We start from the raw sequence: 21,882 nt of genomic DNA, 5'->3' as shown, positions 1-21,882 counted from the left end.
AACCATCGCCAAAAAAGCCGCATTTGCGGCTTCAACATCACGTATTTATCTTACGTAGAGACTCTACTGTAGGTTAGAAAATCAACAGCCTTCTGCGCCCAGATTCGCTCCGAATAAGCCTCATGTGCCATATCCTGTACAATATGAAGCTCAATCCTGCCTTCAGCTCCAGACAACCGCTTGTTTTCCATAATGTCCCGATACAATCTTTCCGTCTGCTCTACAGGGCACAATTGATCCTCCTGCCCATGAATAAATTGAATATCCACCTTACTGAGCCCGGATATATAAGCTATTGGACTTCGATCCCGCAGAGCAGATGGATCATGCAACAGCTCACCAATTTCCGTTTGCAAGAATGATCTCAGCTTCGCTCCGCCACCGTTGTATAGTCCTTCCAGATCCGTGAAAGGTGCACAGGCAACCACATTACTCCATAGCGCCGGACTTTTACCTGCTACCAGCAATGCCAGATAAGCCCCATAGCTCACGCCATAGAGAGAGACGTTTGAATAGGAAGATAACATCTGCTCCCGCATGAACTGGATGACATCTGCATCCACGCCGCCCCAGTCGTTCTGAATGAGCATCTTGTAATCCGTGCCAAACCCTGAGCTGCCGGGATAGTTCAACCCGATGACCCTCACTCCTGCCTGATATAATCCTCTGATGACCGGACTAAAACTGTCAAACAGGCAATTATGAGGCCCCCCATGAAGATAGATAACCACCTGTTCAGCACCCTCCGGGTGCATGTCCATATACGGAATCACGTCCTGTCCATAACGAATCCTTCCATAGATTACATCTGCTTCCTCATCAGGATGGCTGTCAATTCTCTCATCTCTCTCAACCGGAAAAGGGGTAATCGTACTGATTTGCTCTGAAAATCGGTATAATCCCGGCGCTGGAGGGCGGACGATAGATTCATATTTTCCGATCAATCCCTGCCTGTCCCTGCTGAGCACAGCCTGTGTCAGGATTCCCGGATAATCATGTAGCTCAAATCTCTTCTCTCTGTCCAATGTATATTGAACATATTGCCATCTGCCAGAGGTTATCCCTTCACAGAGCACGAGCGGTTGATCTGGATCGAGTTGCATTCTGATCAGTTCAGAGAAGGGTTCGTTATCCCTAGAACATACGTGTACCGTACCCTCTCCTTGCCTGATCCACCCGGGCTGAAAACCATGTTCCACAGGAATGGATACTGCTACGAGGTCACCCTGCTTATCCATCACAGGGTAGGCATACTCCGTATAGGGTATTTCGGATGATGGAAGGATGTCTTCGGAATACGAATACACTCTTCCGAATCCACCAACGTTTACGCCAACCTCTCGTGTGGTTGCCGACCAGAATACAAATTGCGGCTGATGCAGATCAGGAGTAACCCATCTCGCTTCATCCTTGTCCGGATCATAAAGACCTATACGAACAGAGCCTGACCGATGTCTAATGGAAAACAGCAGCAGTAATTGGTCCTCTTGCCGAGCAGCTTGCATCACAGGAAATGGAAACTTCACATATCGGCTCTGAACCAGAATTGCATGCTCCTCATTCTCGTATATATGTAGCCATTTCCCCGCCTTGTCCTGTGTAATCACCAGAACCTGATTCTTGCCAATGAACTGCATATGCTGCGTGTGCTGCTCTGATGCTGTCCCGTGTTCAGAAAGGCTCTGCCTGCCATCAATGCGGCCTGTATCATCAATACTGCACCATTCGCATGTATTGTCATCATAGCCCAAAAGCATACTAGTGCGTTCCTTATTCACACTCATCCGTGTCAGGAATGGATCGCCCAACCCGATTTCCTCCTCTCATTCCAGTGCTTTAACTGCCCCCATCCCTCCAACTGTAATTCCAGTTGATTGATATACTGATCTTGCGTGTATGCATCTATAGGTGTAACTGTCCCCAATCTGCCTAACGTTTCCCGAATCAACCTGATCTGTGGCAGACTGGCAACCGGTAGCCCCTTCATCAACAGACGGTACACCCGGGATGCCTGTTCCTCTAACCCTTGAGTAATGAGCGCCCCGGCGATTTCCACCGCACGACCAAGCAGTTTGGAATGAACCGTGTTTGTCTTCATACGTAACACTTGAATCAACAGTTCATATTCCTGCTCCTGCTCACCAAGCTGTTGATGTAATACCATTTTTAATTGCAGCACATGCCCCAGCCAATCTGCGTACGTATCAACACATCGCTTCTCCGCAGCCAGCAACGTCTTACCTGCCTCTGCATAGTGCCCCGCCCGGAGCTGCAACCCCGCAATATTGAGTAGTGTCTGAATCTGAAAAACTCGCTGATCAGGTCCCTCAGGAAGCTGTCGTATACGCTGTCCCGCCTGACGCTCCAACATAATTGCAAGTTCTACATTGCCCTCCTGCATCTCAATTAATGCTTCACCATTATCAAGCGCAGCCCATTTCCCGGTACGATACGTTTCCGTTAGTTCTTCATGGGCAAGGATCTCCCGAGCTTTCGAATAACAGTGTCGTGCTTCGGCATAATGCTTCCCGTTTTTGGTCAACAGCTGCCCCAGCTCAAACCAGAGCACTGCCTGCTGTGTCACTGATAACCGTTGAAATAACGAATTATGTTCAAAGAATTGAAAACAGGACATGTAACGGGCCGGATTATCCGATTTGGACAACAAAATCCAGGCCAGCCTGTTATAGAGCGCCAATGCGGCCTCTTTCTTCTTCCCTTTATCTTTGCTTACCGTCTGTAAATGTTCCTCTAACAAACGTCGGGTCTGATCAGGTGTATCCCTGACAAGGGATACCGGAAGTTTGGCTATGTCCTCAGGATTGCTCGCTATGGTTGGATATCGATGAAAAAAAAGTACGACACTTACTCCCCTTAATTTCTGTCGATACAGGATATAGTGGATGGCTCCCAGATCCGCAGGGTGGAGGTAGGAAGATACTTCAACCAGAACCCATTTCCTATTGCCAGGTGTCCACCCTGATCTTTGGAATCTCAATAACGCATTTTTACATGCTACAAGGTCATCTATGGGTTTAACCGGATTTAATTGATAGATCAGCGGGAGAGTAGCATACGGATCATCAACCGCGATTCGGATAGCTTCATCTTGCCAATGCGTTGTCAATTTGTGAATTTCCTGCTTCACTGCATCCGCTGTTCCCTCAACGACAAACAACCCGAGTTCATGACTCACACGAAACCATTTACTTCTCAGATCGTGATAATCCGTACTTTCCAGGGGGACAGGCATCATGAAAGCTCACTCACTTTCGTGATCCGGCATACATGTATAAGTCCAGGCACATGTTGTAAATTCAGTGCCTTCATCAATTGATAACTGCCCCGGTTGTTTGCATCCAGTGAGGCTTTAATCCGCTGATCCGGATCTGAACTGCACCGATGGAAGCCATAGGCAGCAAGCCAACGGGCCCAACCTTGACGTTTCGCTTCAGGTATCGTGAAGATATGAGCAAGGAGTATACTGCCGAACTCATCGCTTAACAGGCAGCCCCCGATCTTCCTTCCCTCCAGTTCCACAAGGCCGGAACCCTTCAGCAACTTGCCGTACACCCCCTCATCAATATCTCGGATAGCTTGGTGAGCAGCTTCCCAACTTGGACAGGTAGGATCACTGTCCTGGAGCAAGTGTGCCAGAGATTCCGCCTGCCCCTCCGCAGACATCCAAACCGCGTCTTCATTAGGCATAGCCGGCACAGGAACGTCCTTCAGCTTGCCGAAAAACCGGTATCGATGGGCCAGAACATCTGCCCGGTATCCAAGCTTCTCCCACGGAAATGAAGCAGGCGTGGTTGCATAGAGAGAGGACCATGTCATTTTTTCCAAAACGGATGACATTCGAACTTCCCAATAAGAATTGGAATGCGTTTCACTCCATAAATCCAGTGTATACTGCCCTTCTCCCTGATCAATTACCATGAGCGAAGACAGGATATCCTCATTATCAGGTTCAACGGCATAATAGCGATCACCCGTCTTTCGCGATTCATGCTGACATTGCGGCAGAAGTTCAGACATGGATGTTAGCATCATACACTTTTCCCTCCCTGTCATAATCAAAACCTGAATAAACCAGTGGTTCGGATGCAACAGACGGATAAAACCGGCGTAGCAGGAATGTATAGATCCCCATATAACCTGTCATATAATCCGGGGAGAAGGACTCCATGTCCTCCAAAGGCCACATCCATATGTCCTCCCGTTGCTCACTGCGCAATACATGTAAGCTCTGTGTGTATTCCGCTAGTTTGGTTTCATACCTGCCTGGGAACCTGCGATTGGCCAAGAGCAGAAAATCTCCGTTACCTGCAATTCCGTGACACTGCCCAAAAGAAGCAAATACCGTTGACTGTGCCACTGCATCTGCTGCTTGAAGTCCCAGTCTGGTACAGAGGGGATCTTGCAAAATATCAGCCGCTGCCATTAGGAATCGACCAATGCCCGCCGATCCATTACACCAGTGCACCCAGAGTGTATCCGGTTTTTCCGGCGATGCGGGCCACAGACTCACGCCATTCTGCCCTCCATGACTTGTACGATCAAGTGTATGTACAATTCGCTTCACAGCAGAATAGTACGCTTCCTTCCCTGTACGCTCTGCCAAGGCGAGTAGATAATACCCGATGCCTGCAATGCCATGAGAGAATCCAAGGGAATGATGACCTTTTTTGTCCGATTTATCTTTTACTTTCCACAAACTCAATGATTCGTCTGTCTGCTCTTCTTGTTCCAAAATATAGACACCCAGTTCCTCTGCTCTTGTCAGAAGTTCAGGGCGGCCTCCAATACGGTATATTTCAAGCAGCATCAGTCCCAAACCCGCAGCTCCATGACTAATATTGGTCTGCACCGGATCATGTAGGGTGATTTCCAATGCCAAATCCTCTGCACGTTGAAGCAGCGATGGATCATTTATTCGTTCAGCCGTCTCTGCCATTGCCCAGGGTACGGCGCCATATCCAAAGTATAATGCTACAGGTGTCTCATCTGGAACGTAAGGGTGATTCGTCAAAATCCATTCCAACACTTCATACGCATATTGATGGTATTGTCTGTTCTCTGTAATCTGACCAAGCTGATTAAAACCAAAAATCATCCCTGTCCAGCCAAAGTTAAAATTCGCCGGGTGAAACATCTTGCTCATGCTGTTTTCCGGGAACAGTTGATGGGGACTATTGAAATCAAGAGAAGTATACAATGTGTTTACCATACGCTCCGCCTGACGGAGCACTTCTTCTGGCTCCATATTGCATTCATCCTTCTCTATTACATCCCTGCTTCCTCCTGAACGGACCTCTTGCTGCTCCAGTAATGCAACCAACGTTTCACGAATGTCTGATAACTTCACATATCCGCCAGACATGATCTCAATACCCAGACTTCCCAAGCCACGAAGTTGTGTATTACTTTGATGATCCAGATAAGCTTGTGCAGCTTCCAGATGAGATTGCCGATATTTCAGATAGGGGTCGATGGATGAAGCCATGTAATAAAAGACGGCTCCCAGTGCATACAGATCATCCGCATAACTGGAGCGCCTGCTGTGCTCACGCCCACGTGGCACATAACCCGGAGTATGACCAGTCAATGGATCGGCATGGGTCTCATCACTTCTAACATAAGCCAGTTCAAGATCAATCAGGCGTACACTTCCGTCCGTCAGCACAACAATATTGTTGGGCGTCAGATCATTGATCACAATCCCTTTATCGTGACATTGCTGTACCATATCCAGAATATGTATACCCATCCGATGCATATCCGCCCGGTTGTAATCTACAGCTACATGTCTGCGATGGATATATTCACGCAAGCTGATACTTTCAAAATACTCCAGGATCAGGAAGCGGTTATTTTCAGTACTAAACAGATCAAACGGTCGTGGGGTAACCCCCGTATCCTTCATCAGATCAAGCACCCGATATTCATTATCCAGATAGTCATGCGCAGACCGCCCACCACCGTCTACACGCATACGGTAGACTGCTTCTTTCATGACAGCCTGTTCATACGATGTGCCAGAGATAAGAAATACTCCGCCCTTGCCGGATTTCTTGAGTACACGCCTTACACGAATGTTTCGTATACCAAACTCATTGTTATTGGAATCGGCATGACGAGAAGTCACCTGATTTGTCTCCATGTCCTGAATCCGCAGCAATTCCTCGGGTTCATTCACCCAATCCGGCTTATATCTGCCAGGCGTTCTTCGATCCTCCTCCAGCTCACCTTCTGGATTCTGGATAGCATATACTTTTGCACCCGAGTAACGGTCATAGTAGAAACGATCCGTGAATGCACCATAACGGTAAAATACACACTGGCTACCAAGGTATGCCCGATCTGTCGGAATAGCTGGTCCTTCCAGATCACCTGTACATGAATGCATTAATTCAAGTAACTTCAAGAACTGTTCTTCGTCTCGTGCGTAGATGGTGACACATTTCCCAGTCTGAGGGAGAGGTATGGAACCGTTAGATGTTTCAATCAGTTTTAGCCCACTGCTCACTACTTTCCATTGCACTTCATTTTCTGTGAGAACAGGTGCAATACGGCGCAGCAATTCAGCTCCTTCCACAGGAATAACCGATATATGGATTTTCCATCCCTGCGCGGGAAGCCTTAATTCCTTCGGTCTAAAACAAATCCAATGGCCGTCATTCGACCATTGGATGGATTGGGGAAGTTCCCGGATTATATGTTCCAAAGCGTTCTCAAAGGCGTCCTTCTTGGGGGTTACGCTTGCGAATTTCAATGAGAATCACTCCTTTTTGGATAAAGTAAGAGGGGGAGGTACAATTATTTTAGTAATGCGCGAAAACCAAAGACTTATCTTTCAAATGATTCAGTGAATAGAGCGTGTAAAGAAGTTCCTAGCTCTCGACAACGATTGTTTGTGAGCTAGTCCAGCTGCACACTGTACACAAGCTTGTTTCCTCAAACATGTTGTTATCCTCTTCAACCTCTAGTGCCATCAAATCCTGTACAGATAAAATTTCCTTGTTTTCCATGATAAATTACCTCCCATTTGTCTCCCCCTCTTATAAACCAAATTCTACATAAATTTTGAATTTCCTTCTTTTTAATTGAATTATTTTACATAAATTATTCATTGAATCCATTTATTCGCCTGACTATGTCAAATTACTTGTTTCCTCGGACTAAAAAGAGGTGCAGTATGACATCAGATTCCGTACTACATAGAGGTCGTTTGTTGCCTCGTACGCTTGCTCCGTTCTTCACGGAATGGTCGAACAAACAGGCTCGCCATGCCCATACAAATAACAAATGTACCAATCCCCATATACACCCATGAAGGGTTGTACGTTTCAATGAACCATCCTCCCAGTAACAAACCAAGCGGATTACTAACACCACTCATCAAAACACCCATGCTGTTCATGACACGTCCTCTTTTTTCTTCCGGTGTGGATAAAAGAATCGATGTAACCAAAGGTACGTTCACAAGAGCAAGTCCCAGCATCAACAAAAATGAACACGCAATAGCGATATACAGGTTAGGAAACATCGGCATGAGCAGCAAACTTGTACCTGAGATAAGATAACTAATCAAAAACCAGTGAGCGAGCGAGAGTCTTTTGGCATATTTGCCACTGAGCAGAGAGCCTGCAATACTTCCAGCGGCAAAGGCTGACTGAAGAAGACCGTAGCCTTGTGGTCCGGCTTGCAGCACCATATTGGCAAAAATCGGCGTGAAAATGTGCAGTGGTGCACCCGCAAAATTGATAATGGCTCCAAAGATAATGCAGCAGGCCAAAATTTTACGGGAAAACAGGAAGGTAATTCCCTGCATGCTATCTTTGACAAAACCTGAGACTCCTTTTTGTTTCACGACTTTGGTTACAGGGATGCGGATAAAGAAAATGGATATGGCGGATAACAGAAACGTAACTGCATAGATAAACAAGATGGACTGAACGGAGATGAGCGCAATCAATATCCCCCCCATGGCGTATCCAAGCAATTCAATCGTTTTGGAGGAAGAGTTCAGTAATGCATTGGCTGGAGCTAATTGTTTTGTAGGTTCTGGCAAAATTGCGGGGATGACTGTCTGGGTAGCGGGATTAAACAAAAATCCAAGGATGGCAATGAGCAGATTGGCTGCGTAAATATGCCAAGGAAGCATGGAACCTGTCATGAACAAAAGAGCCAAAAGACAGGCTATACCTGCGCGCAGTATATCTGTCCAGATCAAAAGTTGTTTCTTCGGCAGGCGATCGCTGATCGTAGCCAGGGGGATGCCTAGAAATGCATAGATCAGATAAGGCAGCATCGGAATCAGTGCAGCAGCGAGTGCCGACTCCGTTAATTGCAGGATATACCACATCGTCGCCATAGAAAATAAAATCTGTCCTGCCCCGGAAATCAATCTGCCGACAAGAAGCACTACAAAAGAAGGAAGGCGTAAAACCGCTCGATAGCTGTCGCCGCGAATCTCACTTTTCATCTTTTTCACGCACCTCTCCATCGTACGTAACAGATTCATCATCACTATTACGATGCAGACGCGCTACTAAACCGGAATCTCGAATGGTTTGTTGTATCTTGGCTTTTACCCGTTCCAGTTCGGCCGTATACTCGCGTATCTCGTTTAATAAGGTCTGATGTGTTCGTATGCCTTCCCTAATCAGCATCGCAGTTGCGTCAGAACGGTTTTTGGCTAACTCAAGAAATACAAGCTGATCAATAATATCAATCTCTTCCTGACTTAATCGAACGGAAACGACCCCCTTGGTTCCCGAAAGGTTTTTGTTCGCCTGCTCCACAGATCGTTCCACCATCTGGTTAAACTGAGCTTTCTGATCATTGTACATATTCATTTCCTCCATTCTTAATAAGGAATCTGTATATTGTAATTTGTAAATCGTAAATTGGTTATAATTTACATTATACTTGTAAATAAATGGTTGTAAAGCAAAAAACCTTTGGATATCCAAAGGTTCGCTGAATAGGTTATTTAATTAGTTCGCTACTCTCCCTGTCTCCACCACATACCCTCCGATTTCGGACTAGTATACTCAAATCCAAACTGAGCATATAGGCGATCCGCAGGAACATCCGCCAGCAAACTGACCAAACCTCGAGCAGGCACAACATCACGCAGATAATTCATGATCTCGCTCATGATCAGTTTTCCATAACCCATTCCCTGAAGATCCGGGTGTACAGCAATATCGACGACCTGAAAAAAGCAACCTCCATCTCCAATCACTCGCCCCATACCTACCAGCATATCCTCTTCACGCAGACATACGGCAAACAGGCTATTCGGTAGTCCAATCTCCGCCCCTTCCCTGCTCATCGGACTAAGGCCGGCAATCTGTCGCAGAGAAAGATACTCCCCAGCTGCGGGTGGTGTGTGTTCAATATTCACATGATCCATGAATTGTGCCCCTTTCTGCTTGAATTCATCTACTTCCTGTGTAATAGTGAGAGAAAGCTTACGTGAAGCGTGTTTCATGATACATGAAGTTGCTGCAAAGGAGGAACAAGTGTGTTTCAACGTTGGATTGAAGATCTAACATCGCGCCCAGGCACTGTGGCTGTGCTGCTTGGCGTCATGGCTGTGCTTCTGGGGATATACATGTGGTCTGCCACTGAAGTTCGCCGCAGCCACGAAAGGCGAATGCGAAGGATACGAGATACATTATACATAAGTACAGCCCTCTTGGGACAACTTACCATCCAGGAAAATCGGAATTATGAACCATCGGAACCCGAACATAACGATCTGATCACAGCAATGTTAGCCTGCAAAGCCGCATCTTACCTATCCCCTCAACTACAGGATCAGATTCGTGACTGTATCAAGGAACATGACCCTGCCAAACTCGGCCTTATGCACAGAGCACTGGAACGAGAATGCACCGTATTATCAGATGAACTCAGCCGGGATACACATGCAGATCATTGGGGCACAGCGGTCTGGACCATCCTTCGGCCGGTAGCCGAACCAGCCGCATTAGCGGCTACAGGGTTTCTGGTTACAGATCTGGTATTAGGTCAACGGATGTTGGATGTGCCTGTAGACTCATGGGAGAGCATATTGCCATGGATTCGCGCAGTTTCCCTAATGATCACCATCATATATGGTTACCTGCTCTGGGCCAGCCCACGTCGGGATAAGCCACGTACAGTATTCAAATTGCTCTCCTTGGTGATCGCGCTATGCTCCTTACTCCACCTGATTGGAATTGTTGCTGCGCCCTATGCCTTGGGATTACAGTTGATTATATTCACATCGGGTTTCGCGTTGAATGGGACACGCTCTCGCAGTGATCGCCCTTATGCAGGGCATACGGAGCTGGAACCAACGAAGCAAACCTCTACGGAGATGGAAGTGAATACACGTCATAAATCAGTTCCCAATACCGACGAATAACTAACGCATTCAGCCGATTTTCTAAGGAACTCAGGAAGTCTTAGTTGACCTCTACGTCCTTTTTGAACATTGTAAGGAACATCAGACACGTTATTCCTCAAAATCTATCGACAAAAACGCTATAATAAGCGGTACATCCCAATATAACGTGTCTCAGATTCCTTAGATTTCTGTGGGCGCTTCAAATCCTTGAATAAGATGCCTAAAATTCGTTAGCACTCACTCACTCCATGCTCATGCCCTGTTCCAAGCGCGAATGAGCGAACAACATTGGTTCCCTCCCGTACGAGACGAGAATTTGTATTAGTGGAGAAAACAGGATGTTCCCCTTTGCGACGTTCTGATCGCTTGCTCATACATGCATTACGCAGTATGCAGCACGTTCCTTACGCTGGGCTCGTTTCATGCACACCTCGGCTGTCAGTAGGTTGGGAGACACACTCTAAGTCATGCAAGACTATACGCAAAAAGGGCTGAAACTACATTGTAGCTTCAGCCCTTTTTTATATTACTAATTTTGTCTTGTGAAGAATGATCGGAAGCTTATTCTGTCATCGAAGTGGCATGTCTAACATGCTTTGGTTCATTTTATATAATGGATCATTACTTTAATTCCTTCACTTATTTGGCTGCAACATGTGCAATGATACGACCTTTTTCATAGGTGACCGTAACGTTATAACCATCTGCCGTTACACTGTCGAATTCACCTGTAATTCCATTCGCAGTGATTAACGTAATATCTTTGGAGCCTTCAATCTTATAGTTGGACAAGTCCAGATTCAGGCTTCCTCCATCAATATAGAGCTTTCTGCCGACATTCAGTTGACTGTTGCCATCAGCGACAACCAATTCTAGCGTGCCCTTATCCATGGTGAAGTTTCTATTCAAGTTTAATGCTCCATCCACATTCACAATAACTGTTCCGTTCTCTACATACAGATCACCTGTACCAAAAGCCGTTGCAGATTCAGCTACCAGTGTTCCTGCTTGCAGTAAGGTTCCGCCTGTGTAGCTGTTTTTTCCTGTTAGTGTAAGTGTTCCTGTTCCCTTTTTCGTGAGCATTCCACTGCCGGTGATATCATTTCTCCACCAGTCTTCTGCATTAAACCGTCCTTTGGAAGCATCCATATCCACAGTTACATTGTTTAAGAATGCACCGTATCCATCCGCAGCCGTGACCAGATCAATTCTACCCCAGCCCTTGGATTCATCCAGTACAGGATATCCAGAGTCAATGGATGTTGTATACAATACTTGTCTGCGCTGCTCATCTGTTAAATACGGTTGACGTGTTTCCAACAGCGCTTCTGCTCCTTGCGGTACAACGGGAGCCAAACCTTTGGTTCCTGTTTGTGGTAGACCATATGTCATCTTCTCTCTATAGAAGGCTTTATTGGCATCATGATCTTCCCATTTGTGTTCATCGTAAGCACTCTTGAACGTGTAATCTTCGGTTACGGTGTGTGCATACTCATACAGACTCATATTTTTTTCCTTGGCTGCAGCTCCAAATACTTCTCCTGCATTCTCATAGCCTTTCGCTAACACATCTTTGTTCTCAGCCTTATTAAGTGCATATGCCGCCATGGCTGTGGATTGTATTCTTCCGCCTATAACATCAAGCGGTGAGTGCATGCCCGTTATGACTCGATTCTCGCCCAACTGAGCTGCTCTCGTTAACAATTCAGCGAATCGTTCTGGCGTAGCGTATGCCAAAGGAAATACGGATAAGTAAGCTGCACTGGTATGTCCGCTCGGGAATCCGCCATCTTTTCCTCTTCCATCCTCAGCAATTCGTTTGACATAAGTTAAGGCAGGAATAAGCTTAACGTTAGTTTCGTATTGCTGGTAATGTTTTTCTCCGGTTGATTTGGTGCCGCCTGAAGCCAGAGGTACTTCTTTTTTCTCACCTTCGCCCATGGTTTCCCATACAGGCAGCCCTTTGCTATCGACAACTTCTTTCACTTCTCCATTGGAATTCATTCTCCACGGTCTTGGGGAAGAGTAGAAATATTTAGAGGGATTAGATGAGGCAGGAATTTTGAATCGAACCAGATCAACCAAATTAACCAGGTCTGAAAGCTCCGTTTTTGCATCCCAATCTCCAATACCTTGGCTTTCATCTTCCACCGTTTCTTCGGTCAACACCTTATTCATATCGTCCACCGTTCGTTCAACGTTTGTCTTTGGCTTGATGATATCTACATACGTGTTAGCCAACGGACCAAAGCCCTCCATCACACTATAGATCTTATCCCTTTGATCATCATAATAGGCTGCCAAAGCCTCCTCATCCGTGCGGTTTTGTGTGACCTTCTCTACATATCTGATATTGGCTTCCCAAGTCGCTTTGTTTCGGATCTCTTCATTTGCATATGTTTTCTGATCAGCGACGGGTACGGTTGGATCATTCTTAAAGCCGTCATAATAGGGGGACGGTCCATCTCCATACTTTGCATTCTTCCCGTCAGCCCCAATTTTGGTTGCCGCTGTTCCGTCTCTCCAATCTGCTTGATTCATGGACCATACTTGATCAAAACCGTCCAAAATATCAATAAACGGATTGGTTTCCGCAATATTTTTCAAGGTGTCGTCTCCAGCATTGGCTCCGTCCTTCACGGCGGACAACCGGGCTTCATCTGCTGGAGGATTAACATTCAGTACGGCTGCCGTTCCTTTTGGCTTAGCTGGTTTGGCAGCCGTAGTCGCATCTGCTTCTACCGCCTTAACGAGTGCTGACACGGCTTCGGCACGAGTAATGGAATCAAGCGGCTTGAAGCTTCCATCTGCATATCCGGCAATAATTTTCGCTGCAGCAGTTCCACCTACAGCCCCCTTACTCCACGCCGCAATAGAAGATGAATCGCTAAATACATTTGCTGCTGTTTCATTCGACTCCAAATTTAGAATACCAGCAATGACTTTAGCTGCTTCCTGACGTGTAATCGGATCTTGCGGCTTCATGGTGCCATCCGCATATCCATCTATATATCCATTCGCATTTGCGATCGAAACTGCTTCGTAATACCACGCACTCTCCGACACATCGTTAAAGGTAACTTCAGCTTGTCCGGAATATCCAAACGCTCCATTTACCAAATTCATAAATTCTGCTCTGGTAATATACGTGTTCGGTTTGAATGAACGATCCAGGTAGCCCCGAATTAATCCTTCATCGCCCCATGCTTGAATATTTGCTTCCGCCCAGTGTCCCTTAATATCGGAGAACTGAATCTTCTGATCGGCTGCAAAACTCTTCTCTGCAAACGTCGGACCTACCATAGACAACATTAGAAGTAGTGCCAGTGACTTTTTAAGTGGTTTTCTCATGGCTTACTAATACACGCTCCCCTAATCGTAAATTCATTTTCACTTCTGCGTCAGCATATGAGGACGAAAGTCTCTATCCAGATGTCTGATCTGCCGTTAATGTAGCATTAGGGAGCATTTCGCATCTATAGAACATATTCCGTTTTATATCAAAATCGTACGTTCCGATGATTTCCACCCCCAAAAAACAGAGGAAATACTAGTTTCGTTAATTAAGATATCTTTTTATGTAAACGCTTTATTAAATTGGTGTAAAATATGAGCAAGACGTTTGTTAAATTTCGGTCAACATGATTTCTTGTCCTCGGCCTGCTATATAATGATGAAGTTGTTCAGATATGAGGAATTGAAGGGGGAAAAAGGGTGCGTAAGCCATTTCAGTCTGTGAGATCCAAGATGGTTCTTTCCTACCTCACTGTCGTTCTTGTCATTGCGCTTCTTTTCGGCTCCATTTTCTATCTCTTCTTCTCCCATCAATACAGCAAAGAGATCCGAATCAATAATCAATTGTCGCTGAAAAGCACGGTTAATACTATTGAGAGCTCAGTAATCCAGAAGGTGAATCAGGTCTACCTGTCCCTGGTACTCGGTAACGCTGCAAATATTAATTTGGATAGCTTAAAAGGAAACCACAGCAAAATTTTGGACATCGAACAGTCCCTCATAAATATGGTGCAAAATTATTCCGATCTCATTGAAGCTATTCATGTGTACGATGCTAAGAACCACTTCGTTGTCTCATCTATATATGGGCTGATGCTCTATGAGGACACGCCTTCAAGTGCGGATCATACGACGGAATGGATTGCTGCGATGAAAGAAACCGAAGAAAGCTCCTTATGGATGCAGACTCGCATGGTTCCTCAGGATGCATATATCGAATCGCGGGGACAGAGCAACATGAGCCCTATCATTTCCTATGTCCACAGTTACCCGTTTCAATCTTCTGGAAAAGACAGCAAGGTCATGATTGCGATTGATATCAAAGAGTCAGCAATCAGTCAGATCATTAAAAATATGCTCCCTGCTGATTATGCGAATACATTAATCATCGATCAGGATGGAACTGTCATCTCTGCCGCAGACAAAACGTTAATAGGCAGTGCTACGGAAGAGAATCTGACTCAGTCACTGCTCTCTCTTCATTCTTCAGATGAGAACTTCGCGCCTGTATTTAACCATGACTCTTCTGTCGTTACGCAAGATCAATTTAAAGGAAATGCATGGCGAATCTATACGACCACGCCTAATGAGAGCTTCTACTATAAGCTGGATAGCTTGAAGGAAATTTCAGTTCTTCTAGGCTTATTGGCTGTAGCGGTTGGGATCGCGATGTCGTCCATTTTCACCAGGGCCAACTATAGTCCACTAAAACAAATCCTGAATAACATCAGGAGCCGGATGGATAGCCCAACCAGCCTCAAGCAGGACGAATACCGGTTCATCGATACAACGTTTAACAGTCTGTCCAATAAAGTTGATAGTCTTGAAGAAACCTTGCAGGCCAATCATAAGATGATTAAGCATAGTATCATGCTGAACATGTTGAATAACCGATTTACACCGGAAGAGCTGACAGAGCAACTGCAATCTGTGCATATTTCAATGGATTACTCCCGCTTCCGCTGCATCGTCATTGACCCCGTCAATGAGAAGTGGAAAGATCTACAGCCACGACAGTTGCAGCATACGTTGTACACGATGATTCAGCAACTTGAGATGGCAGACATGGAAGAAACAAAGCTGCTCGCAGAGGAATTGCAGGATCACAAAATCGGTGTAATCATCTGTACCAATCAATCCGAGGAACCTCTCTCTGATCACATTATTAACTTTATTCACACGGAGGCAAGAAGCAGATTTGGTCTTGAATTTGTACTTTCGTTAGGCGGCTGGGTAGAGCACTTCACGAAGATTCACACAAGCTATCATCAGGCGAATGCCTTGATTCGATACGCCTACTTCTTTCCCGATCAGTCTGCCATTCAGGATCTTGATCTGCTGAACAGGGAAGCCAGCGGTCTGGAGATTCCGGAATCATATCTCATTAATTTCGAGAAAAAATTGCAGACTCGGGATATGCAAGGTTCGGTCCAGGCCATTCAGGAATTGGTAGTGGCAATAAAGGAAGGCTCCTATTCAGCCGAATACAGTCGTATCATCTTATTAAAAACGGTATCTATATACGCTGAATGTATTCAACAGATGCGCCTGCAACCTGCCGAGGCGAGTTCATTGAATTTGTACAAGCAATTTTCATTGTTCTACAATATCAATCGCTATTCGGAATGGATGATCCATCTCGTGACTGAATTTGTGATGCACATGGAGAAACGAAGCGAGGTACGGAGTGTGGATACCATATCGGCGGTCAAAGCCTATATTCACGAGCACTTGTCGGGCGATCTCACGCTGGATCATGTCTCAGAGCAAGTATTCATCAGCCCTAAATATCTCAGTAAACTCTTCAAAGAAGAAACCGGGATTGTCTATTCCGAATATGTTACGAATCAGCGAATGGAACGCGCCCGGGAACTCATGACACAGCGTGAAATTACGGTTGAGCAGGTCGCAAGTACGGTCGGTTACCGCACTCCTGCCTATTTCATTAAGAAGTTCAAAGAAATTCACGGCTGTACGCCAAAAAACTTCATGCGCAGTCTAATGGAGCAGTAATCTATATAGGTTGAATTTAACATTTACACAAAAACGGAGAGGACAGAAAGAACCTGAAGAAGCGAAGCGTTCGCCTTTATTCCCGGATTTCACCCCTTTAGAAGAGGGATCAAAAGAAATCTGGGAATAACAGCGATCGGAAGGTTGTTCTGTCATCGGAGTGTCCGTGTAAATATTATTTGATTGAACCTATATAGAATTTAAAATTAGGAAAGGAGCTGCTATGAACATAAACCTTTTAAGAAAGTTATGTCTATTGATTGCTACATCTATTCTTATAGGATTGATGAGTGGGTGTACCTTTCTAGGGAGAGAAACAGCACAAGTGCAGCAGGAAAATCTAGCAAGCGCTGAGAAGAATACAGTACCACAGTATACGATATCCTGGACCATGCATCAGAATATCCCTGTTCCTGAGGACGCGGAGATGATTGCCTATATTGAGGATCGGTTTGATATCGATCTGGAGGTGTGGAACCTTGAGAACAAGCGGTACGAGGAACTGCTGGACCTGGAGCTGGCTCAGGGAAAAATACCGGATCTGTTCCGAATCAGGCAACCACATGATCTGCTTAAGTATCAAATGCAAGGCGTGTTAGCGGAGATTCCTCCTGAAGCACTTGAACAATATGCGCCAAATATTGTACAGCGAATTCGTGATTATGACTCACGTTATTTGGAGTACGGAAAAATAAATGGCAGCATCTATGGAATTCCGGTCATCAATCAGACCAACATCTATCGGACTCCTGTCGTATACCGGGAGGACTGGCTTAAAAGGCTGGGTCTGGACGTTCCGAAAACATTAGATGAATTCGAAGCGGTCATGTATGCTTTTGCTAAAGATGATCCGGACGGTAATGGCAAACAGGATACGTATGGGCTATCCAGAGAGGGCTTAAATGTCGTGTTTGGCGCCTTTGGACAATCTGTTTTTACCGAGCAGCTTTATTTTAATGAAAAAAACAACCAACTCGTGATCGGCGCTTTGGAGCCTGAGATGAAACAAGCCTTGGAGTATATACAGAAATGGTATCGGGATGGAATTATTGATCCTGAGTTTATCACGGGAGAGAATAAAGGCGGCTATAAACATCTGTCCCATGCTTTTATTAATGGTAAAATCGGGATGACCTCGATGGGAAATTACTATCATTGGAATCAAGAGGGAGATTACAGTGTCCTCAATGAAAATGGCGAGGAAACTCCGGTGAAACCCTCCTTCAATGTCAGTGAACTACTACAGAAGAATGCAGCCGCCAAGATTGTATTCGGTTCTCCGGTTATAGGTCCTGATGGACATAGCGGTTCCAAAGGGAATAATCTGCTGATGAATTTTATTGCTATAGGCGCTGAGGCTGCAAACGAGCCGGGAAAACTGGAGAAAATCTTGGAGATACTCGATTATGTAAGTGCCAACCCCGATCCGGTCGAGCAGATCAAAATGGAGTATGGCCTTCCAGGAAAGCACTGGGATTGGAGCGCTGAAGATTCAAAATCGTTCCATTTGCTTCGCCCATACAACCGAATGGAGAATTATACGAATATGATCGGCTCAAGTATTGGCATGATGGTTCCAGGTGCCCCCTCGGACAAACGTGAACAGTGGGCTGCATCTGCAGGGTTGACAGAGAATGGTATCTATAATCGCCTGGAGGTTGCAACCCCTGCCCTGATTCAATATTCATCGGAGTTGATTCGCATGAGAGACAGAGCGTATATCTCTATCATCACCGGCGATCAGCCTGTGGGGTATTTCGATACTTTTGTGGAAGAATTTAAGGATGCAGGTGGGCAACAGGTACTGCTTGAAGCGAATCATTGGTATAAGGAGCATAAGGGAACAAGTCGCACGCAATAGGTAGGACGTATTGGAAGCGTCACATCAAAAATCCACTACACTACCATCCTTGCTTCCCTGACGCAACGTCACTCTCTATCCCTTCGCACTCGCATTCGATCCGCGCAGTGAACGGGCTGAACTGCTTCGTGCCGTGCTTCCGGATTTGGAGGTGCTGCCTGAGGATGTGTTCTCAAAACGCTTGCGTTCGGTTCGCTCCATCTGCACAATCTGACCTTCGTGCACCACGATGTGTAAAGAACCAAACTCCATGTCATTCAGCTGTCCGGCAATTCGGTCCAACCATACCTCATCCACTTTTAACGGCTTAGCCATAGAGCCGCCTCCTCTTCTCGGGCTACTGCCCGCCATATTCCTTAGTCCGTTGTCATGCAACTGATTTATAAATCATTCTTATCCAACCTATATACTTGGTTTATACATTAGCAGGGCTTCCAGTAGCTGTCAATCTGTATTTTCTTCTTCCCATAATATGAAATTGATCCGCTTTGTATCACTTTTCCGAAACCGCTTTGTGACCAAGCCAGCTCTTGAGCAACAACGTGGCGAGAGCCAGAATCAGGAGCAGTGACGCTACGGCAAACGAAGCTGAGAATTGATATTCGTTATACAAAATCTCCACATGTAGCGGCAGCGTATTGGTCTCTCCGCGGATATGTCCGGACACCACAGATACCGCTCCGAACTCACCCATGGCACGGGCATTACACAGAATAATACCGTACAGCAGCCCCCATTTGATGTTGGGCAAGGTTACACTCCAGAAGATTCGCCACCCGGAAGCACCCAGCGTAACCGCTGCTTCCTCTTCCCGGGTTCCTTGGTCCTCCATTAGTGGAATTAACTCCCTGGCTACAAAGGGGAAGGTAATAAACAGTGTTGCAATGACAATGCCTGGCAGCGCAAAAATGATTTTGATATCATGTTCGGACAGCCATGGCCCAAACCACCCATTCGAACCAAAGACCAATACAAAGATCAAGCCGCCCACCACAGGTGAGATCGAAAAGGGAAGATCAATCAGGGTGATCATGAGTCCCTTGCCTTTGAACTGGAACTTGGTAATGACCCAGGCAGCAGCCACACCAAATATCGTATTCAGCGGCACCGTAATCGCCGCAACCAGTAACGTGAGTTTCAGTGCAGACATGGCATCCGGCTCGGTAAGAGCGGCAATGTATACACCCCAACCCTGTTTCAGGGCCTCCATGAGCACGATCACCAGCGGCAGAATAAGCAGCCACAATAACACCAGACTTGCAAGTCCGATCAATAACCATTTGACCCATGGAGCTTCCGTTGTTGCACGGTTCGTTCCACGGCCAGTCTTAACGGGTGGAACAGGACTCAGTGGAACGGAACCCGCCATATGCTGCACCTCCTTTGGTATGGGTAAGTGACGTCTTTAAATATCCTTATTCCATCATGCTCCATCGTCATGCCTTGCCCGCCTTCCGACTCCAACGTTGCAAAGAATTAATGATCAGCAGCAGGATGAAAGAAACCAGAAGCAGCAGCAAAGCTACCGCTGTAGCGCCTGCATAATCGAACTGCTCCAGCTTGGCCATGATCAGCAAGGGCGCAATCTCTGTTTTCATCGGCATATTACCTGAGATAAATACAACGGAGCCGTATTCACCAATGCCCCGGGCAAATGCCAGAGCGAACCCGGTCAATAGTGGCGGAATCAGATCCGGCAGCAGAATCGTACGGAATATCCGCCATCTTCCTGCGCCCAGTGTGGCAGCCGCTTCTTCCACCTCCGCCTCCAGCTCCTCCAATACCGGTTGCACCGTACGAACCACGAACGGAATGCCGATAAACATCAGCGCCAGCGTAATCCCAGCCTGGGAGTATGCGAGCTTAATACCCAAAGGCTCTACAAATTGTCCAATCCAGCCATTGCCGGCATAGATCGCCGTGAGGGCTACCCCCGCTACCGCCGTTGGCAAGGCAAAAGGCAGATCAATAACCGCATCGAATAGCCTTTTGCCCGGGAATTCATACCGAACAAGCACCCATGCCAGGAGCAGCCCCAGCACGAGATCGATCAGGGCCGCTGTACCTGCGGTTAGGAAGCTGACCTGGAAGGAAGCCAGCACCCTGGGATTGGTCGCAACCTCAATCATGGTTGCCCATGTCAGCCCTGTTGAGTTAAACAACAGCGCCGCCAATGGAATAAGTACAACCAGGCTCAGGTAGAGCACACTGTAACCCATCGTTAATCCGAATCCCGGCAATGTGCGTCTCCTCGCCAACATCACCTTGCTCATGTACGTTCATCCTCTCTGCCTTCAGCCGGTAAGGCTGGTTGGCCGCTTACAGCGCGATTGATCGGGTCTTCTATGAACAGAGCAATCTTAGCTGCCTGGAACATAGATCTGGTCGAAGATACCACCATCATTGAAATGTTTGGCCTGAGTATCCCGCCATGTACCGAATACATCTTTCAATGTGAACAGTTCAAGCGCCGGGAACTGATCTTTGAATTTTTCCTCCACGCTGTCCAGCGTTGGGCGGTAATAATTTTCAGCGGCAATCGTCTGTCCTTCTTCACTGTACAAATATTTCAGGTAGGCATCCGCCACGTCGCGGCTTCCTTTTTTGTCTGCATTTTTGTCCACAATCGCAACCGGGGGTTCTGCTAAGATACTAACCGAAGGCACGACAATATCGAATTTGTCCGGACCCAGCTCTTTTACCGATAGGAAAGCTTCATTCTCCCAGGCAAGTAGCACATCCCCAATGCCACGTTCAACAAACGTTGTCGTAGATCCGCGAGCACCCGAATCCAGCACAGGCGCATGTTTGAACAATTCACCAACGAATTCCTTCGCTTTCTCTTCATCATTGTTATTGTGCTTAAGGGCATACCCCCATGCCGCCAGATAATTCCAGCGTGCCCCGCCGGACGTTTTGGGATTCGGGGTGATGACTTGGGTATCCCCTTTGATCAGATCATCCCAGTCCTTGATGCCTTTGGGATTGCCTTTACGTACAAGGAATACAATCGTAGAGGTATACGGAGAGCTGTTATGCTCGTATTTGTCCTGCCAGCCTTCGTTAATCAGACCTTTATCTTCAATCGCATCAATATCGTATCCCAATGCCAGTGTCACCACGTCTGCATCCAGTCCGTCGATAACCGAACGACTCTGTTTGCCCGATCCCCCGTGGGATTGCTTGATCGTCACTTCCTGGCCCTTCTCTTTCAACCAATGCGCCGCAAACGCTTTGTTATATTGCTCATAGAGTTCCCGTGTTGGATCGTAGGAAACATTCAGCAGTTCGATAGGCTTAGTCCCTTCCTTGCCACCTTCCGCTCCCCCCGATGTTCCTGCTGCACTGGACCCGCCGCTATCCGACCCACATGCTGCCAGTACCCCTGTTAACACCAGTGCCAGACCAACCAGAATACCCTTGTGAATTCTCTTTTTCATCAAAAACACTCCCCCGATATCAATCTGCATGACTACCTCAGGCCGGCTGAACAGGATCGAACGCCCCGTAAAAAACAAGAAGACGGAGGAACCCCCGCGCACTTCTCCCCATAAAGTCATGCCGGCCCTGGGCCGTGTATGCTTTCATC

Annotated in this window: 16 protein-coding genes; 3 read left to right on the top strand and 13 right to left on the bottom strand. The window is 46.5% G+C overall.

The window, feature by feature from the left end:
• Positions 1 to 50 precede the first annotated feature (50 nt).
• The 8 genes from MKZ12_RS02685 to MKZ12_RS02650 all read right to left on the bottom strand — a co-directional run bounded on the left by MKZ12_RS02685 (position 51) and on the right by MKZ12_RS02650 (position 9,424).
• The gene (locus tag MKZ12_RS02685; protein ID WP_339258603.1) at positions 51 to 1,808 is read right to left on the bottom strand and encodes a prolyl oligopeptidase family serine peptidase; all 1,758 of its coding nucleotides are present in this window, start codon (positions 1,806 to 1,808) and stop codon (positions 51 to 53) included.
• On the bottom strand, positions 1,790 to 3,256 hold the full coding sequence (locus tag MKZ12_RS02680) for a hypothetical protein (RefSeq protein WP_339258601.1): 1,467 nt from the start codon (positions 3,254 to 3,256) through the stop codon (positions 1,790 to 1,792). The genes MKZ12_RS02685 and MKZ12_RS02680 overlap by 19 nt, the downstream gene beginning before the upstream one ends.
• Positions 3,253 to 4,053 (bottom strand): hypothetical protein, encoded by an 801-nt coding sequence (locus MKZ12_RS02675; protein WP_339258599.1) that lies wholly within the window; start codon positions 4,051 to 4,053, stop codon positions 3,253 to 3,255. The genes MKZ12_RS02680 and MKZ12_RS02675 overlap by 4 nt, the downstream gene beginning before the upstream one ends.
• Positions 4,031 to 6,775, bottom strand: coding sequence for a lanthionine synthetase LanC family protein (locus MKZ12_RS02670; RefSeq protein ID WP_339258597.1), 2,745 nt, complete (start codon positions 6,773 to 6,775; stop codon positions 4,031 to 4,033). Before MKZ12_RS02670 ends, MKZ12_RS02675 begins: the two co-directional genes overlap by 23 nt.
• 118 nt (positions 6,776 to 6,893) lie before the next feature.
• Positions 6,894 to 7,031 (bottom strand): hypothetical protein, encoded by a 138-nt coding sequence (locus MKZ12_RS02665; RefSeq protein WP_161799395.1) that lies wholly within the window; start codon positions 7,029 to 7,031, stop codon positions 6,894 to 6,896.
• A gap of 185 nt (positions 7,032 to 7,216) precedes the next feature.
• Entirely contained in the window at positions 7,217 to 8,488 is a 1,272-nt protein-coding gene (locus MKZ12_RS02660) for an MFS transporter (RefSeq protein WP_339261290.1), read from the bottom strand.
• The gene (locus MKZ12_RS02655; protein WP_339239305.1) at positions 8,478 to 8,855 is read right to left on the bottom strand and encodes a hypothetical protein; all 378 of its coding nucleotides are present in this window, start codon (positions 8,853 to 8,855) and stop codon (positions 8,478 to 8,480) included. Before MKZ12_RS02655 ends, MKZ12_RS02660 begins: the two co-directional genes overlap by 11 nt.
• A 155-nt stretch (positions 8,856 to 9,010) precedes the next feature.
• Positions 9,011 to 9,424 (bottom strand): GNAT family N-acetyltransferase, encoded by a 414-nt coding sequence (locus MKZ12_RS02650; protein ID WP_339239304.1) that lies wholly within the window; start codon positions 9,422 to 9,424, stop codon positions 9,011 to 9,013.
• Between the two features lie 111 nt (positions 9,425 to 9,535).
• On the opposite strand from MKZ12_RS02650, the gene MKZ12_RS02645 reads away from it, so the two are divergent.
• Positions 9,536 to 10,423, top strand: coding sequence for a hypothetical protein (locus MKZ12_RS02645; protein ID WP_339258595.1), 888 nt, complete (start codon positions 9,536 to 9,538; stop codon positions 10,421 to 10,423).
• A gap of 621 nt (positions 10,424 to 11,044) precedes the next feature.
• Here the strand turns inward: MKZ12_RS02645 and MKZ12_RS02640 are convergent.
• Positions 11,045 to 13,756 (bottom strand): S-layer homology domain-containing protein, encoded by a 2,712-nt coding sequence (locus MKZ12_RS02640; protein ID WP_339258594.1) that lies wholly within the window; start codon positions 13,754 to 13,756, stop codon positions 11,045 to 11,047.
• A 363-nt stretch (positions 13,757 to 14,119) separates the two neighbouring features.
• On the opposite strand from MKZ12_RS02640, the gene MKZ12_RS02635 reads away from it, so the two are divergent.
• Entirely contained in the window at positions 14,120 to 16,432 is a 2,313-nt protein-coding gene (locus MKZ12_RS02635) for an AraC family transcriptional regulator (RefSeq protein ID WP_339258593.1), read from the top strand.
• A gap of 325 nt (positions 16,433 to 16,757) precedes the next feature.
• Positions 16,758 to 18,293, top strand: coding sequence for an extracellular solute-binding protein (locus MKZ12_RS02630; protein WP_339258591.1), 1,536 nt, complete (start codon positions 16,758 to 16,760; stop codon positions 18,291 to 18,293).
• 75 nt (positions 18,294 to 18,368) lie between these two features.
• Here the strand turns inward: MKZ12_RS02630 and MKZ12_RS02625 are convergent, their stop codons facing one another.
• The 4 genes from MKZ12_RS02625 to MKZ12_RS02610 form a co-directional block, all read right to left on the bottom strand.
• Positions 18,369 to 18,608 carry a YezD family protein gene (locus MKZ12_RS02625; RefSeq protein WP_339258590.1) on the bottom strand — a complete coding sequence of 80 codons (240 nt, stop codon included), beginning with the start codon at positions 18,606 to 18,608 and terminating at the stop codon, positions 18,369 to 18,371.
• Positions 18,609 to 18,786: 178 nt separating this feature from the next.
• Positions 18,787 to 19,662, bottom strand: coding sequence for a sulfate ABC transporter permease subunit CysW (gene cysW / locus MKZ12_RS02620; protein WP_339239297.1), 876 nt, complete (start codon positions 19,660 to 19,662; stop codon positions 18,787 to 18,789).
• Positions 19,663 to 19,729: 67 nt separating this feature from the next.
• Positions 19,730 to 20,566: a sulfate ABC transporter permease subunit CysT gene (cysT, locus tag MKZ12_RS02615; protein WP_339258588.1), complete on the bottom strand. Its 837-nt coding sequence runs from the start codon at positions 20,564 to 20,566 to the stop codon at positions 19,730 to 19,732.
• Between the two features lie 87 nt (positions 20,567 to 20,653).
• Positions 20,654 to 21,733 carry a sulfate ABC transporter substrate-binding protein gene (locus MKZ12_RS02610; RefSeq protein ID WP_339258586.1) on the bottom strand — a complete coding sequence of 360 codons (1,080 nt, stop codon included), beginning with the start codon at positions 21,731 to 21,733 and terminating at the stop codon, positions 20,654 to 20,656.
• Positions 21,734 to 21,882 lie beyond the last annotated feature (149 nt).

This window comes from Paenibacillus sp. FSL R5-0713 (genome assembly GCF_037973325.1).
Classification (GTDB): Bacteria; Bacillota; Bacilli; order Paenibacillales; family Paenibacillaceae; genus Paenibacillus.
Note: the sequence above shows the minus strand (reverse complement) of the source record. Positions and strands in the feature narration are given on the sequence as shown.

What these genes read in the sequence shown, in the direction of transcription:
- MKZ12_RS02680 (WP_339258601.1), bottom strand. Translation starts at nt 3,256, where the DNA reads ATGATGCCTGTCCCCCTGGAAAGTACGGATTATCACGATCTGAGAAGT.
- MKZ12_RS02675 (WP_339258599.1), bottom strand. Translation starts at nt 4,053, where the DNA reads ATGATGCTAACATCCATGTCTGAACTTCTGCCGCAATGTCAGCATGAA.
- MKZ12_RS02665 (WP_161799395.1), bottom strand. Translation starts at nt 7,031, where the DNA reads ATGGAAAACAAGGAAATTTTATCTGTACAGGATTTGATGGCACTAGAG.
- MKZ12_RS02660 (WP_339261290.1), bottom strand. Translation starts at nt 8,488, where the DNA reads ATGAAAAGTGAGATTCGCGGCGACAGCTATCGAGCGGTTTTACGCCTT.
- MKZ12_RS02655 (WP_339239305.1), bottom strand. Translation starts at nt 8,855, where the DNA reads ATGTACAATGATCAGAAAGCTCAGTTTAACCAGATGGTGGAACGATCT.
- MKZ12_RS02650 (WP_339239304.1), bottom strand. Translation starts at nt 9,424, where the DNA reads ATGGATCATGTGAATATTGAACACACACCACCCGCAGCTGGGGAGTAT.
- MKZ12_RS02640 (WP_339258594.1), bottom strand. Translation starts at nt 13,756, where the DNA reads ATGAGAAAACCACTTAAAAAGTCACTGGCACTACTTCTAATGTTGTCT.
- MKZ12_RS02625 (WP_339258590.1), bottom strand. Translation starts at nt 18,608, where the DNA reads ATGGCTAAGCCGTTAAAAGTGGATGAGGTATGGTTGGACCGAATTGCC.
- cysW (WP_339239297.1), bottom strand. Translation starts at nt 19,662, where the DNA reads ATGGCGGGTTCCGTTCCACTGAGTCCTGTTCCACCCGTTAAGACTGGC.
- cysT (WP_339258588.1), bottom strand. Translation starts at nt 20,566, where the DNA reads ATGAGCAAGGTGATGTTGGCGAGGAGACGCACATTGCCGGGATTCGGA.
- MKZ12_RS02610 (WP_339258586.1), bottom strand. Translation starts at nt 21,733, where the DNA reads ATGAAAAAGAGAATTCACAAGGGTATTCTGGTTGGTCTGGCACTGGTG.